The 15,268-nt window shown below is 52.7% G+C and carries 14 protein-coding genes; 7 read left to right on the forward strand and 7 right to left on the reverse strand.

The genetic code is table 11. The features are described 5' to 3' along the window. Positions 1–117 precede the first annotated feature (117 nt). The 3 genes from brnQ to NGM66_RS09095 all read left to right on the forward strand — a co-directional run bounded on the left by brnQ (position 118) and on the right by NGM66_RS09095 (position 2,654). Positions 118–1,467: a branched-chain amino acid transport system II carrier protein gene (gene brnQ / locus NGM66_RS09085; RefSeq protein WP_208910921.1), complete on the forward strand. Its 1,350-nt coding sequence runs from the start codon at positions 118–120 to the stop codon at positions 1,465–1,467. Between the two features lie 107 nt (positions 1,468–1,574). After that, positions 1,575–1,841: a hypothetical protein gene (locus NGM66_RS09090; RefSeq protein WP_208910922.1), complete on the forward strand. Its 267-nt coding sequence runs from the start codon at positions 1,575–1,577 to the stop codon at positions 1,839–1,841. A gap of 129 nt (positions 1,842–1,970) precedes the next feature. Beyond that, positions 1,971–2,654 carry a YjjG family noncanonical pyrimidine nucleotidase gene (locus NGM66_RS09095; RefSeq protein ID WP_208910923.1) on the forward strand — a complete coding sequence of 228 codons (684 nt, stop codon included), beginning with the start codon at positions 1,971–1,973 and terminating at the stop codon, positions 2,652–2,654. On the opposite strand, the gene NGM66_RS09100 is transcribed toward NGM66_RS09095, so the two are convergent. The 7 genes from NGM66_RS09100 to rpmH all read right to left on the reverse strand — a co-directional run bounded on the left by NGM66_RS09100 (position 2,651) and on the right by rpmH (position 10,194). Continuing rightward, positions 2,651–2,902, reverse strand: a complete 252-nt coding sequence (locus NGM66_RS09100; RefSeq protein WP_209279985.1) for a type II toxin-antitoxin system Phd/YefM family antitoxin — start codon at positions 2,900–2,902, stop codon at positions 2,651–2,653. The two genes, NGM66_RS09095 and NGM66_RS09100, sit on opposite strands and share 4 nt — an antisense overlap. A gap of 352 nt (positions 2,903–3,254) precedes the next feature. After that, positions 3,255–5,165: a tRNA uridine-5-carboxymethylaminomethyl(34) synthesis enzyme MnmG gene (gene mnmG / locus NGM66_RS09105; RefSeq protein ID WP_208910924.1), complete on the reverse strand. Its 1,911-nt coding sequence runs from the start codon at positions 5,163–5,165 to the stop codon at positions 3,255–3,257. A gap of 438 nt (positions 5,166–5,603) precedes the next feature. Beyond that, entirely contained in the window at positions 5,604–6,998 is a 1,395-nt protein-coding gene (gene mnmE, locus NGM66_RS09110) for a tRNA uridine-5-carboxymethylaminomethyl(34) synthesis GTPase MnmE (RefSeq protein WP_258115564.1), read from the reverse strand. Between the two features lie 203 nt (positions 6,999–7,201). After that, positions 7,202–7,978, reverse strand: coding sequence for an RNA-binding cell elongation regulator Jag/EloR (gene jag, locus NGM66_RS09115; RefSeq protein ID WP_208910926.1), 777 nt, complete (start codon positions 7,976–7,978; stop codon positions 7,202–7,204). A 784-nt stretch (positions 7,979–8,762) separates the two neighbouring features. Beyond that, positions 8,763–9,596, reverse strand: coding sequence for a membrane protein insertase YidC (gene yidC / locus NGM66_RS09120; RefSeq protein ID WP_209280034.1), 834 nt, complete (start codon positions 9,594–9,596; stop codon positions 8,763–8,765). Between the two features lie 11 nt (positions 9,597–9,607). Beyond that, on the reverse strand, positions 9,608–9,964 hold the full coding sequence (gene rnpA, locus NGM66_RS09125) for a ribonuclease P protein component (protein WP_208910927.1): 357 nt from the start codon (positions 9,962–9,964) through the stop codon (positions 9,608–9,610). A gap of 95 nt (positions 9,965–10,059) precedes the next feature. Beyond that, positions 10,060–10,194, reverse strand: a complete 135-nt coding sequence (gene rpmH / locus NGM66_RS09130) for a 50S ribosomal protein L34 (protein ID WP_081624573.1) — start codon at positions 10,192–10,194, stop codon at positions 10,060–10,062. 542 nt (positions 10,195–10,736) lie between these two features. On the opposite strand from rpmH, the gene dnaA reads away from it, so the two are divergent. The 4 genes from dnaA (at position 10,737) to recF (ending at position 15,265) form a co-directional block, all read left to right on the forward strand. Further along, on the forward strand, positions 10,737–12,095 hold the full coding sequence (gene dnaA / locus NGM66_RS09135; RefSeq protein ID WP_258115566.1) for a chromosomal replication initiator protein DnaA: 1,359 nt from the start codon (positions 10,737–10,739) through the stop codon (positions 12,093–12,095). 265 nt (positions 12,096–12,360) lie between these two features. After that, positions 12,361–13,500, forward strand: a complete 1,140-nt coding sequence (gene dnaN / locus NGM66_RS09140; protein ID WP_208907184.1) for a DNA polymerase III subunit beta — start codon at positions 12,361–12,363, stop codon at positions 13,498–13,500. Positions 13,501–13,889: 389 nt separating this feature from the next. Beyond that, positions 13,890–14,117, forward strand: a complete 228-nt coding sequence (yaaA, locus tag NGM66_RS09145) for a S4 domain-containing protein YaaA (protein WP_125574706.1) — start codon at positions 13,890–13,892, stop codon at positions 14,115–14,117. Continuing rightward, positions 14,117–15,265: a DNA replication/repair protein RecF gene (recF, locus tag NGM66_RS09150; RefSeq protein WP_208907185.1), complete on the forward strand. Its 1,149-nt coding sequence runs from the start codon at positions 14,117–14,119 to the stop codon at positions 15,263–15,265. Before yaaA ends, recF begins: the two co-directional genes overlap by 1 nt. The last annotated feature ends 3 nt before the right edge of the window (positions 15,266–15,268 follow it).

The raw sequence follows: 15,268 nt of genomic DNA on the forward strand, positions 1-15,268 counted from the left end.
ACCACTTTACGCCAAAACGAAAGTGGTGAGAAAAGATTCCGTCGAATCATTTCTCACCACTAAGGTTAGTCTGTTTTGGTATGCTAGTCACCAGAAAAACTTAAATAGAAAGTTGCGATGACTTTGAAAACAAAATTAACTTGGCGTCAGATGCTCTTCATTGGTATGATGCTCTTCGGCCTGTTCTTTGGGGCCGGCAACCTGATTTTCCCCGTCTACCTGGGTCAACAAGCCGGTAGCCACGTGGGAGCGGCGGTCGTGGGGCTCTTACTGACGGGGATCGGCCTGCCCTTACTGGGGGTCGCCGGTATCGGCCTGACGCGCAGTGAAGGCGTCTTTGACCTGGCGACGAAAGTCAATCGGCCCTTTGCCTACACCTTCACGATTCTGCTCTACCTCACCGTGGGGCCGTTCTTTGCCCTACCACGGTTGGCCACGACGTCCTTTCAGATTGGCTTAGCGCCGTTCGTGCCTACCACACAACAGGGGTGGGTCCTCGCCGGTTTTTCCATCGTGTTTTTCGCGTTGGCCTGGTGGCTGGCTCGTAATCCCGGCAAGCTGATGACCTACATTGGCAAATGGCTGACGCCGCTGTTCTTGATTCTCCTGGGCCTACTGATGCTCGCGGCCTTTCTCAAACCGATGGGCGGCTTTGGGGCTGCGGCGCGGGGCGCGTACGTGGCCAGTCCGGTGGCGACCGGCTTCACCGAGGGCTATAACACCTTGGATGCCTTGGCCTCACTGGCCTTTGGCATCGTGGTCATCGACAGTATTCGCGCGCTGGGTGTGACCGAACCCGGCCAGATTGCCAAGGACGTGATCAAGGCCGGCATCATCTGCGTGGCCTTGATGGGCGTGATCTACACGCTACTGGCCCTAATGGGGACGATGAGCCTCGGCAAATTCAGCCTGGCCGAAAACGGCGGGATCACGCTGGCCCAGATTGCCAACCACTACTTCGGGACCTTTGGTAATCTCCTGTTAGCCCTGCTGGTGATCGTGGCCTGCCTGAAAACGGCGATTGGCCTGATCTCAGCCTTTGGCGATACGCTGCACGGCATGTTTCCGCGCATTTCCTACGCCTGGCTGATTGCGGTAGCCAGCGTCTTGCCCTGTTTATTCGCCAACGTGGGGCTGACCAAACTGATCAGCTACTCGACGCCCGTGTTGATGTTCCTCTACCCGCTAGCCATCGTTTTGATTGCCTTAGCGGTCCTCTCCCCACTGTTGGGGACCAGTCGTTGGTTGTTTGGCCTGGGGATGCTATTTACGCTGATTCCGGCCATTTTTTCCGCTGTCGCCGCTTTACCGACCGCCTGGCAACACGCCGGCTGGGTCCAAGCGATTTTGACCGTCAATGCTAAACTCCCGCTGGCCGCACAGGGCTTCAGTTGGGTCGTTCCTGCCTTGATTGGTTGCCTTTGTGGCTGGCTGATGAGCAAACTATTAGACGCCAAAACCAGTTAAACTAACAATTACTGTCATTTATCATTTCATTTTATGAGAACATCTGGTAAAATATAATTAAATTATCATATTCTCAGACGATTGTCAGATGAAATGAGGTGAACCGGATGACTCAAGCACGTTACCCCACAACCCCGCTAAAAATTGGCGTGACGATTCTCACGTTGGTGATGTTACTAGCCATGTTGCTAGTTCCAGATCCCGTAGTCGTGGCCTTTCTGTGTTTTAGCTCGCTGATCACAGCGATGATCCATTTCAACGTCTTCGAAAGCAGCGCGGACAAGAACCCGCTCAACCGTATCGACCTCGCAATTCAGGTCGTCTATCTCGTGGCCTCGGTCGCCAAGGCCTTCATCATTGGTGGCCAGGCTTAATCGCCAACCTAAAAAGCCCCAACTAAACCCAGCACATTTCCGTGCATGGCTTAGTTGGGGCTTTTTCATTTTGCTTATTCTGCTAGCCTTGTGCTAAACTCAGGAAAACATTTCTGAAAGGTGACCCGCATGAAAAAATACGCAATCTTTGACTTAGACGATACCCTCCTGGACTTCAGCCGGGGCGAAACGGAAGGCATCACCCAGATCTTCCAAGAAAATGGCGTGACCGACATTGCCCCACTGATGCAGACCTACCTGACGATCAACCATGACATTTGGCATCAGATCGAACAGGGTGCCGACCGGGGGCCTCTGCTAGACACGCGGTTCGCCCGGACATTTGCGACCGTGGGGCTAACCGTGGACAGCATCGCACTGGAGCGCGAGTATAAGGCCATGCTGGCGCACAACTACTACACCCTGCCTGGCGCCAGCGACCTGCTGAGCCACCTCAAACAAGCGGGGCTGACCATCATCGTGGCCACCAACGGCACCAAGTCCGTTCAGGAAAGCCGGCTAGCTGGGGCCGGCATCACGCCCTTCTTTGATCAAATCTTCATTTCCGAAGACGTGGGCTATGATAAGCCCGATCAACGGTTCTTCGCCCCCATTTTTCAAGCGTATCCCGCGCTCACCCGGGCCAATTCCCTAATGATCGGTGACAGTCTGCGCTCAGACATTTTGGGCGCGCGCAATGCTGGGCTGGACAACGTGTGGTACAATCCACGACACACCACCAATACCAGTGCCGTCGTGCCGACCTATGAGGCCCACGCCTTCACTGACCTGGCCCAGTTCTTATTAGCCTAGCCCCACTCCATGCGATCCATCGTCGTGCGCTCGAAGCGCCGCGGCGTCGGTGTCAGGTGTGGTGGCAGCGGCTGTTCCAAGAATGCCAGTTGTGACAAAGCCTCCCACTCGCTTTTGGGCAGGATGACTGCGGCTTTAGCGTCGTCGCCGTCGGTCGGTGTGATCACCACAGTTTCTTGAAGCCGGTGAACGGCAGCCAGGATCAACTCCAGATCCTGTTGCGCGGCTAGCGGCGTATAGTGTTTCAAATGAACTCCCCCTTAAAATCCCCCGTTACCCGCTCAGGTGCCGGGTATCCTGTCATGGCCCGGCTCAGCGCAACGCGCCCACCAGGACCAGACCTACTCGTCATTGATGCTTCTCTCTTGCACTTGGCGGTAACTCCCAGTCGACCAGCATTGTGGCTGGCCCATAGCGGCTCCGTCAGCAGCGCATAACTGCTCTTGAGTCTACCGGTTTTATATGTTATTTCTGCAAAGAACAGGTAAAGGTTTTGTATAATCAAATTTAATTACTAATAATAGTTATTAAGTATTATTAGTAATTAAAAAGAGGTTCTCGGACGACGTCGTCCGGGAACCTCTTTTTTCTAATACTTATTTAGTCAACCTTGGCAATCTTTCCTTGCTCGATGTACACGCTCAAAATCGCGATATCGGCGGGATTGACCCCACTGATCCGGCTGGCCTGGGCCAGCGTTTCGGGTTGAATCTTCTTTAACTTCTGGTGGGCTTCCGTTGCCAGGCCGTCGATCGCATCGTAGTCGATCTTGGCGGGAATGGCTTTGGCTTCCATCCGCTTTAACTTGGCTACGTTGTCCTCGGCCTTCTTGATGTAGCCGGCATACTTCAGGGAAATCTCAATTTCCTCGATGATGTGGCGGTCTAATGGCTGTTCTGGGGCGGGGATGAACTGCGCCAACGTTTGGTAATCCACGTAAGGCCGACGCAAGAAGACAGCGGCTAAGACGCCATCTTGCAAGGGCTTGTCCCCGTGGCTTTCGATAAACGCGTTGATCTCAGCACTTGGCTTGATGCGAATGCTGTTCAGCCGGTCAATTTCGGCCTGCAGCGCCGCCTTCTTAGCCAAGAAAGCTGCGTAGCGTTCGTCACTGATCAAGCCCAGTTCATGGCCCTTAGCCGTCAACCGCAAGTCGGCGTTGTCGTGACGCAAGATCAAACGGTATTCGGCCCGACTGGTCAACAGCCGGTAAGGTTCGTTAGTCCCCTTGGTAACCAGGTCATCGACCATGACACCAATGTAGGCATCGGAACGCTTCAGGGTGAAACCTGGCTTGCCTTGGGCTCGTAGACCGGCGTTGATTCCAGCCAGCAGACCTTGGCCAGCAGCTTCTTCGTACCCGGACGTCCCGTTCGTTTGGCCCGCCGTGAAGAGGTTCTTCAGCGGCTTGGTCTCTAACGTTGGCCGCAATTGGTAAGGCGAGACCACGTCGTATTCAATGGCGTAACCGGGCCGCATCATTTGCGCGTCTTCCAGGCCCTTGATGGAGTGCAAGATCTTTTGCTGCACTTCTTCTGGCATGGAGGTCGACAAGCCCTGTACGTACCATTCGTCCGTCTTCCGGCCTTCTGGCTCTAAGAAGAGTTGGTGGCGTGGCTTGTCAGCGAAACGCACGATCTTGTCCTCAATAGATGGGCAATACCGGGGGCCGACCCCTTCAATCACACCCGTAAACATTGGGGCGCGGTCCAAGTTGGCCTTGATGATCTCGTGGGTCTTTTGGTTGGTGTACGTTAACCAGCAAGACAACTGGTTCTTCAAGTCTAGGTAGGCACTGTCGGGCGTGGTGAAACTAAAGTGGTTCGGTTCCACATCCCCAGGCTGTTCCTCGGTCTCGTCGTAGTGGATCGTATTACCGTCGACCCGTGGTGGCGTCCCGGTCTTGAACCGTTCTAGGTCAAACCCGTACTTGGGTAAGTTGGCCGTCAGCTTGGTGGCTGGCTGCGAGTTGTTGGGACCAGAAGAATACATCAGTTCCCCGATGATGATCTTGCCCCGTGCCGCAGTCCCGGCCGCGATAACCACGGACTTGGCGCTGTAGTGGGCACCGGTATTGGTGATGACACCCTTGCAGACGCCATCTTCTACGATCAAATCGTCCACGATTCCCTGACGCAGGGTCAAATTGGGTTCGCGTTCGATGGTGTGCTTCATTTCGGCGTGGTAGGCGTGCTTATCGGCCTGGGCCCGCAAAGCGCGGACGGCCGGGCCTTTCCCGGTGTTAAGCATCCGCATCTGAACGTAGGTCTTGTCAATGTTGCGGCCCATTTCACCACCCAGCGCGTCGATTTCTCTCACAACGATTCCCTTAGCAGGGCCCCCAACGGATGGGTTACATGGCATAAATGCCACCATATCCAGGTTGATCGTCATTAACAGCGTCTTGTTGCCCATCCGTGCGGCAGCCAAGGCAGCCTCGCTTCCGGCATGACCGGCACCAACGACGATGACGTCGTAGTCCTGGCCGGGGTATGCAATTACTTCAGTCATGGTTCTTTCCCTCCATGTCTAGCCGCTAACACGGTTAAACGATCTCTTTTCAAAAAAATATTATCTATCTATTATCAAATACTAACCAGCTCGCCAGTTGCCTGCGGCTACCAGGGGTTCCGCCTGCTATGGGGGACACCTCCAGCCTAAGAACGGGCTTCCGGTTCGCTTGAAAGCCTGGCAAGAATCGCCAGTCTCTCAAGTCGCCCCACGCTGTAGGTTGAGACAAAACCTCAGCCAACACCGTCGACACAGCTGGCTACACCCCTGGCGACCTCCGGCAAGGGTATCGTTTCAACTAAAACCGGTCTATTTTGACCATGGCCATCATTTAACGACACTCGCTATCAGAGCCGAGAGTGAAGTGAAATATGGGCTCAGCCGTGGGAGTTCCCTTAGCGGCAAGGCGGCCAGTTCATAGCCACGTTGCCGTTGAAATTATTTGCCCAGGCAGAATTGGCTGAAGAGTTGGTCGAGCAGCTCATCTTGGTAGCTGTCGCCGGTGATCTCGCCTAGGAGATCCCAGGCGCGGGTCATGTCGATTTGGACCAAGTCGACCGGCATCCCCGCCGCGATACCACTTTGGACGTCCGTCAAGGCGTCGCTGGCCTGGTGTAACAGGCCAATGTGGCGAGCGTTGGTGACCATCACCGTGTTTTGACTGGACTCGATACCCTCGTCAAAGAACAGGTGGGCAATCGTCGACTCCAGTTGGTCCATCCCCGTGCTTTGCAGAATGGACGTCTCAATAATCGGGCTGTCCTTGGCCTCGGCCTTGACCGCTGCCATGTCTAGTTGATTTGGTAAATCGGTCTTGTTTAAAATAAGGATTCGTTGGGTGTCTTGCGTGGCCTGCAGGAGCTCAGTGTCTTCCGCCGTCAAAGGCTCGCTGGCGTTTAAGACCAGCATGACGAGGTCCGCTGTGTTGATGGCCTTGCGGGAACGTTCCACCCCGATCTTTTCGACCTTGTCTTGGGTGTCGCGAATTCCGGCAGTATCGATCAGCTTCAACGGAACGCCCTTGACGTTCACGTATTCTTCGATCACATCACGGGTGGTTCCGGCCACGTCGGTCACGATGGCCTTGTCTTCGTGGAGCAAATGGTTCAACAGGCTACTCTTACCGACGTTGGGCCGCCCAACGATTGCTGTGGCCAAGCCTTCGCGCAAGACCTTGCCTTGCTTGGCCGTGGCCAGTAAGACCTTGATCTGCTTTTGAACCTCTTGGGCCTTTTCCAGCAGCATTTTGGTGGTCATGGTCTCCACATCATCGTATTCGGGGTAGTCAATGTTGACCTCTACTTGTGCCAGCGCATCGAGGATGTCTTGGCGTAAATTTCGAATCAATTTAGACAAATCACCGTCTAACTGGTCTAAAGCTACTTTCATGGACTTGTCCGTTTTGGCCCGAATCAGGTCCATGACCGACTCGGCTTGTGTCAAGTCAATCCGGCCATTTAAGAAGGCCCGCTTGGTGTATTCACCGGGTTCTGCCAGCCGGGCGCCGTAACTCAAGCACAGCTGCAAGATCCGGTTGGTGGCCACGATACCACCATGACAGTTGATCTCAATGATGTCTTCTTTGGTGTAGGTCTTAGGTGCCCGCATGACGGTCACCATGACCTCATCCACCTCTTCGTTGGTTTCTGGGTCGACGATGTGGCCGTAATGAATCGTGTGACTGGCCACTTGGGTCAGGTCAGCCCCCTTAAACAACTTCCCGGCAACGGCAAAGACTTCTTCACCGCTCAACCGAATGATGGCAATGCCGCCCTCACCAGGTGGGGTCGAAATTGCCGCAATCGTATCAAATTCTGTGGTCGTGACTGACATGAGCCATCCTCCTTTTAACGTTTATCCCCGTTTACGCGGCCCGAACAAACGGACCGGGCGTATCATTTAACGCCATAAAAAAAAGCACCTACTCCACGCCACCTAACTGTGCGTGGATAAAGTACTTTCACTACTTTATCGTAAACTTGATAAGAATGATTGTCTTCACTATAAGGGCTAACGGCGCATTTGTCAAACCCAAACTATGCTGGTTCGATCACAACCGCGCGGTGTGGCTCTTTGCCAGCCGAATAAGTGCTGACATACCGGTTCTTGGCCAGGACCGCGTGAATTTGTTTGCGCTCAAATGATGGCATCGGGTCCAAATAAATTGGCTTACCAGTCGCCACGACCTCGCGGGCCGTCGTCTCTGCCAAGCGCGTCAACGTGGCCGTCCGCCGTTCGCGGTAGCCCGCCACATCCAACACGACGTCTACGTGTGCGGCCCCATGATGGTTCAAATACAACTGGGCCAAACTTTGCAAGGCGTTAATTGTCCGTCCATGCTTGCCGATCAACAGGCCCTCCTTGTCGGTCGTAAAGGCCAGGTGGATCTGCCGGTGGGCCTGGTTCTCGACGTCTAACGTGGCGTCGATGCCCAGTTGCTCGACGATGGTTGCCAAGTAATCCTGGACGCCGTCAATGGCCGCCTGACGTTGCTGACGGCGTTTGGCCGGGTCAACGGTTGATTGGACCGGTTCGGGTGTTGCCGGAGCCGTTTGGGCCTTCACGGGCGTCTGCGGTGCTGGTTGGACTGGTTCTTTTGGTTTTGCTGGTGCAGACGCCGTTGTCGGTTGCGCCAGTTCCTTGGCGACCGGTTTGAGCGTGACGTCGACCATGGCATCGCGTTTACCAATCCCAAACAGGCCCTTACGCGGGGCAGCAACCACCTTCGTAATCACTTGGTCGCGGCTGGTGTTTAGTGCCGCCACGCCTGCAGCAATCGCTGCTGCTTCCGTTTTCCCCGTGTAGATCGTCATCGTCCATTCCTCCATGTCTTTTTCGCTAAAATTCAGTATACCATACGTGGCCACCGACCAGTTGAGATTTCCCGGTGTGATTGTCGCTCATGGATTCCAAGTGGGAACTGGCCGCCTTACCGTTCGCTAGAGATGAGTTGGAACGCTGAGGGCGCCGGGCCAAGCCAAAGAACGGTCTTGACCCTCACCTTGGAGCCGATAGCCCGCGTCTCCAAGGTGTCAGTTCCCTAAGCGCCATGAACCGTGCCGCTAAGGGAACTCCCACAGCTGAACTCATCTCTAGCGAACTCCCGGCTACGGTGGTTGTTGCTGGCGACAATCAGTTCAGTCCTCAACTACACGTCCCTTGTCCGTTGAACCTAGCTCATCCAACATCATCCAAAATGGCCCCATGCTATGCTATCATCAGCTAGGGCTCGTACCAACCAGGATCTCCAATTAGCTAACTTACGAAATGCCAATCTCCCTCAACACCGTCGTAACGGAGCCACTGGTTTAATGTTGCCGCCGAGAAAAAACTAAGAAATCCTTAAGTTCCGGTGCGGATGGGTAACAAAAATCGATTTCATTTCGTTAGTAACAGTATACCCACCTGAAAGGAGGTGAGCACCGCAAACAACTCATTTACCAAAGATAGTCTGTTACTGCCTACACTGGGGGGGAATTCTGGCTGACACCAGCGTTCCGACCTGGCATTTTACGTAACAGCAAGACGATCAGAATCGCCACAAAAAAGCCGCCCAGCGCTTAGCCAGACGACTTGAGAAATGCATTTTTTAAGTAATTACTTGCGTTTGCTTTGCTTGGCCCGCCGAATAGCTTTCTTCACGGCGCGGTCATGCTTGGATTTTTCCCGTTGCTTCTCATCACGTTCCGCTTGAATCTTCCACGGATTTTGGATGAGCAGGGTTTGACCCACTTGGAAAATGTAGGAAATCGTCCAGTACAACGACAGTGATGATGGGACGTTTAGGGCGGTAAAGAAGACCACCACTGGCATCCCAATGACCATCATCGTGTTCATGGAATTGGTTTCCGGCGCTGACTTAGTCGTTAACCACGAACTTGCGAACGTGGCCAGGGCGGCTAGGATCGGCAAGATGAAGTACGGGTCCTTGTGGCCCAATTGTAACCACAAGAAAGTCCCGGACCGCAGAACGGCCGTCCGCCAAATGGCCTGGTACAAAGCCCAGATGATTGGCAGTTGGACCAACGCTGGCAAGCATCCCATTAAGGGATTGATGCCGGCTTCCGAATACAGCTTTTGCTGCTCGGATTGCAGCTTGGCCATCGTTTCGCGGTCTTTAGACGAATATTTCTTTTGCAGAGCCTTGAGTTGGGGTTGAACCTCTTGGGTCTTCCGCATGCTGCGCGTTTGGAAGATCATCAGTGGCATCAAGATCACCCGAATAATAATGGTGAACACGATGATTCCGACACCATAACTGCCGCCGAACAAGTTAGCCAACCAGATAATCGCCCGCGAGAAGTTTAAGACGATCAGGCCGTCCCAAATCCCGGTACTTTGATTGGTGATTGGTTTGTTGCTACAAGCGGAGAGGATAAACACCAGACTCACAATGCCCAGCATCAGTAGGGTACGTTTGTACTTTTTCACGTTTTTCACGTTTATTCCTCGCTATAATTGGAATCCAGCAACTTAGCTAACTTCAACACGTGGACCATACTGCTTTTCGCGTCGGTCATGCTAATGCCATCTGCGCGGGGCCGAGCGATCACGAGAAAGTCCACATCTTGTTTCAAATGGGGCTTCAACTCGAGAAGACTCTGGCGAATCCGGCGCTTCACCCAGTTACGGTGAACGGCGTTACCAATCTTTTTACCGACGGAAATGCCGACCCGAAAGTGTTTCTGGTTAGGCTTCTCCATTGAGTAGACCACGAATTGCCGGTTTGCGACTGAATTCCTGGTTTCAAAGACCTGCTGAAATTCCGCTTCTTTCTTAATGCGGTAAGATTTTCGCATGTGCATCTCCAAAATTCTCGATTTACAGTCCGCGCGGGATTGGTGATCCAGTCTCCCCGCAGATAAAATAAAAAGACCACTGAACCATCAGCGGCCTATGCAGACAATACTTTACGTCCCTTTTGACGGCGACGTGCTAATACTTGACGGCCATTGCTAGTGCTCATGCGCTTGCGGAAGCCGTGGACACGTGAACGGTGACGTTTCTTTGGTTGGAAAGTACGTTTCATGGGTAAGTTCTCCTCTCTTAACGATGACTATTTATTTTTTATCTGGAAAAGTCCAGACAAATACTAAATGCATTTCCTGAACATATTAGCATAAAATCTCAAAGAATGAAACCTTAACTTGGGATTTCACGAAAAAAATTGTGGGGACAAAAATTTGTTTCATGCACTTTGCTTGTGGATAAGTCGATATTTCAGAAAAAGTTATTCGGGAGTTGCCAACCGAGTTATCCACCGTTCCACAGCCTGTGCGCTTTTTGAAATTAGGAATTGTGATTTCTGTGGATAACTTGTGAAACACTTGGTGTTGTCGCATTTGCAATCCACATCGGGCTGTGTATAACTGTTCCGGTCAAAGATTATCCACAGTTTCTCACACCCCTGTGGATAACTCAATTAACTTCCTGTGAAACAATTATGCACAGACCCAAATACCCTGTGGAAAACTTTTTTTCTTCATGCTACACTGGACTTACGTTTTCTTTTGGGCGAGCTACGTCCAAAAGTTCAATGAGCTTTTTAAACTAAAATAGGGGGATACCTCAGTGCCAGATATGTTAACTTTGTGGACTGATATCAAAGCGTTGTTTGAAGAAAACAACTCGAAGACGGCCTATGCGACTTGGATCGAAACCGCCAAGCCGATTGCCTTGAACGGCAACAAATTAACGTTGGAACTCCCATCACCCCTGCATCGTGATTACTGGACCCATCAACATCTGGACCAGCAATTGGTAGAATACGCATACCAAGCCGCTCACGAAGATATTCAGCCCGTCCTCATCTTAGAGGGGGAACGCCAGCAACAAGCGACGCTCAAGGCCAAGACGGCCACCCCTGGAGAAACGGTGACGACTGAACCGACGCCGACCTTTATGAAGGAAACGGCGCTCAATTCTCGCTATACGTTTGACACGTTCGTCATCGGTAAAGGCAACCAAATGGCCCATGCAGCGGCCTTGGTCGTCTCTGAAGAACCCGGCGTGATGTATAATCCGCTGTTCTTTTATGGTGGCGTCGGGTTGGGCAAGACCCACTTGATGCACGCGATCGGCAACAAAATGCTGGAAGATCGCCCGGACACCAAGGTCAAATACGTCACCAGCGAGGCCTTCACCAACGACTTTATCAATGCGATTCAAACGCGGACGCAGGAGCAGTTTCGTCAGGAGTACCGCAACGTTGACTTACTGCTAGTTGATGATATTCAGTTCTTCGCTAATAAGGAAGGAACCCAAGAAGAGTTCTTCCATACATTTAATGCCCTCTACGACGACGGCAAGCAAATCGTGCTGACGTCCGACCGGTTACCCAATGAAATTCCCAAGCTACAAGACCGCTTAGTCTCACGGTTTGCCTGGGGCTTGTCCGTAGACATTACGCCCCCGGACCTGGAAACGCGGATTGCCATCTTGCGCAACAAGGCCGATGCCGATCAGATCGACATCCCCGATGACACACTCAGCTACATCGCCGGGCAGATTGACTCCAACGTCCGCGAACTAGAAGGGGCCTTGGCCCGCGTTCAGGCTTATTCTCAGCTGATGCACCAGCCGATCACCACCGACTTGGCGGCCGAAGCCCTGAAGAGTCTGAATTTGGCCAACGCCAGCGATGCCATCACGATTCCCGTGATTCAGGACCGTGTGGCCAATTATTTCAACGTTTCCTTAAAGGATCTCAAGGGCAAGAAGCGCAAAAAAGCCATCGTCATGCCCCGGCAGATCGCCATGTACCTGTCCCGTGAACTCACAGAAGCGTCACTGCCCCGCATCGGTAACGAATTCGGCGGCAAGGATCACACGACCGTGATTCACGCCTATGACAAGATCACGGAATTCTTAAAGACCGATGCCCAGCTCCAAAAGGACATTGATAGCTTAAAAGATGAATTGCGGCGCTAGGACGGATCGTCGCTGGTCACCAATCGGCAGACTCGCGACGGTCTTTTTGTGACCACTTGCGGTATGATAGAAACAGGTGACCACAGCGCGTGTGGATAAAAATTGAAAACAGCTAAAGTTGTCCACAAGTTATCCACAGGTGGAAAGACTAGTGCGACAGCCTGTTTCTCAAAGTTATCCACAGAATACACCGCTCTACTACGGCTACTATTTTTTTCTTTTAATTAAGTTAAACAACACGCACCACGAAAAGGAGTGTCAGTTTATGAAATTCACCATCAACCGGGCTGCGTTCGTCAAAGAACTGAACAACGTCTCCCGGGCCATCTCTTCAAAGACTACGATTCCCATTTTGACGGGACTCAAAATCGTCGCTAGTGACGCTGGGTTACTCTTAACCGGATCTAACGCCGATATTTCTATTGAAACCTTGATTCGGGCCGATGATCCCGACCTGGGATTGTCCATTGATGAACCCGGTTCGATCGTTTTGACTGCCCGTTTCTTCAGTGAAATCGTCAAGCGGTTGCCTGAAAAGGAAATGACGGTCACCGTGAAGGATGGCTTCCAAACGGAGATCACCTCTGGGGCCGCGGCCTTTAACATCAACGGTCAAGATGCCAACAACTATCCGCATCTGCCCGAGATCGATGCGGCTGATTCCGTGGTCTTATCCGGCGCGGTCTTCAAGGAATTGATCGGCCAAACGGTTATCGCGGTGTCCAACCAAGAGAGTCGGCCCATCTTGACGGGGGTCCACTTCGTCTTGTCCGACAACCAATTTTTGGCGGTCGCCACGGACAGTCACCGGTTGAGTCAACGGCAAATTGAATTGCCTACGCCTAGTGACGCAACGTTTGACGTCATCATTCCTGGGAAGAGTCTGACGGAATTGTCCCGGATGATCGGGGATGACGATGCCGACGTGAAGATGCAATTCTCCGAAAACCAAGTGTTGTTCCTATTAGGTGACACCTCGTTTTACTCCCGGCTGCTGGAGGGCAACTACCCCGATACGTCGCGGTTGATCCCAAAGGAAGCCTCAACGACGGTGGAATTCGAAGCGCCAGAACTGTTGGCGGCGGTCGAACGGGCCTCACTGTTGTCGCATGAATCGCGGAACAACGTGGTCAAGTTGACCTTAACGCCGGCCGATAACCAGGTCACCATCTTCAGTAACTCCCCGGATGTCGGGAACGTTGAAGAAGAGTTGGCCCCCAAGGAATTGGATGGCGACGACCTTGAAATCTCGTTTAACCCCGATTACATGAAGGACGCGCTCCACTCCTTTGGTCAAAGCACGATTCGGGTGGCCTTCACCTCAGCGTTGCGGCCATTTACCCTGGTGCCCACCGAAGATACCAGCAATTTCATTCAACTGATCACGCCGGTGCGGACGTTCTAGAAAATTTCACAAGCCATTTCACAAGCAAATTCACAAGCGTCGTTCTGCGTTGGCGGGCGGCGTTTTTTTGTCCCCACAGCAAGGAAGCGGCAACCACCACGGGGCGTGGGGCGCTATTCGGGGGTGCATCAGGCCCTTTTAGCGGGGAAAAACGCGTGAACCGACCCCGTAAACGGTTAACATAACAATTTTTATGAAAAATCCGGCTAAAATTTGGCGATTTCCGCCATAACCGGGTTATTTTTGATTCTGAGCAAAGATACTGGTTTTTTGGCAAAAATATCAAAAACGGCATAAATCGGCTGAGAGGCGAAAAATAAGGTAGTTCAACTGTACCTTTGCTACAAAAAGCGGTATAATATAAGAGAAGAAAAATAAGGGGTGAAATTGTGAAAAAAGAAGTTTTCATTGAGACGCCCTACATCACTTTAGGCCAGTTACTCAAAGAAGAATCCGTGATCAGTACGGGCGGTCAAGCCAAATGGTATTTACGGGAAAACACCGTAAATGTCAATGACGAGCCGGATAATCGGCGGGGCCGCAAGCTGTATCCAGGTGATACGGTCGCCGTACCTGAGGCAGGATTATTTTTTATACGCTCAAAGCAGGGTGAATAATGTATTTGCAGGAGTTGCAGTTGCAGCATTTTCGCAACTACCCATCCGCTGATCTGCAGCTAGGCCGCGGTATCAACGTGTTGTTGGGCGAAAATGCACAGGGTAAGACCAATCTATTAGAGGCCATTTACGTGTTGGCATTAACGCGCAGTCACCGGACGGCCAACGACCACGATCTCGTCAACTGGCAGGCCAAGACGGCCAAGGTCAGCGGCAAGGTGGTCAAGGCGGCCGGGACCGTGCCGTTAGAGCTGACATTTTCGCGTCAGGGCAAACGCGCCAAGGTCAATCACCTGGAACAAGCGCGTCTGTCGCAGTACGTGGGGCAGCTCAACGTGATTTTGTTTGCGCCGGAAGATCTGGCCATCGTCAAAGGCGCGCCATCCGTGCGCCGGCGATTCATGGACATGGAGTTCGGGCAGATGAATCCGCGCTACCTCTACAATCTGAGCCAGTACCGCACGCTATTGAAGCAACGGAACCGCTACTTGAAGGATCTCCAGCACAAACAAAAAAAGGACCTCCTTTTTTTGTCTGTGTTGTCCGATCAGTTGGCGGCGTTCGGGGCGGAGATCATTGCCCAACGGTTGACGATGCTTAAAAAATTGGAGCATTGGGCCCAGGCGATTCACGCCGAGATCTCGCAGCAACGCGAGACGTTGACGTTTCATTACGCCACGCAGGTCCCAAACGACCAGTTGACGGATGCCAAGACCATTTGTGCGGCGCTCACGGCACTGTACGACAAGCAACGCGATAAGGAGCTTTACCAGGGGACGACCTTGGTGGGTCCGCACCGCGATGATCTGCATTTTCAGGTCAACGACAAGAACGTGCAGACGTTCGGGTCACAGGGTCAACAGCGGACCACGGCGCTCAGCGTGAAGTTGGCCGAGATTGATTTGATGAAAGAAGAGACCGGTGAGTACCCCGTCTTATTGCTCGACGACGTGCTCTCTGAACTCGACGATGCCCGGCAGACTCATCTGCTGACGGCAATTCAGGATAAAGTCCAAACGTTTATTACCACCACCAGTTTGAGCGGGATCACCCGTCAGCTGATCAAGGATCCGACCATTTTTCACGTGGCCGCGGGGTCCGTGGTGGCCGACGCGTCGTCAAACGACGCAGCAACAAAGGAGGATTAGGCA

The organism is Levilactobacillus yiduensis (assembly GCF_024718525.1).
Lineage (GTDB): Bacteria > Bacillota > Bacilli > Lactobacillales > Lactobacillaceae > Levilactobacillus > Levilactobacillus yiduensis.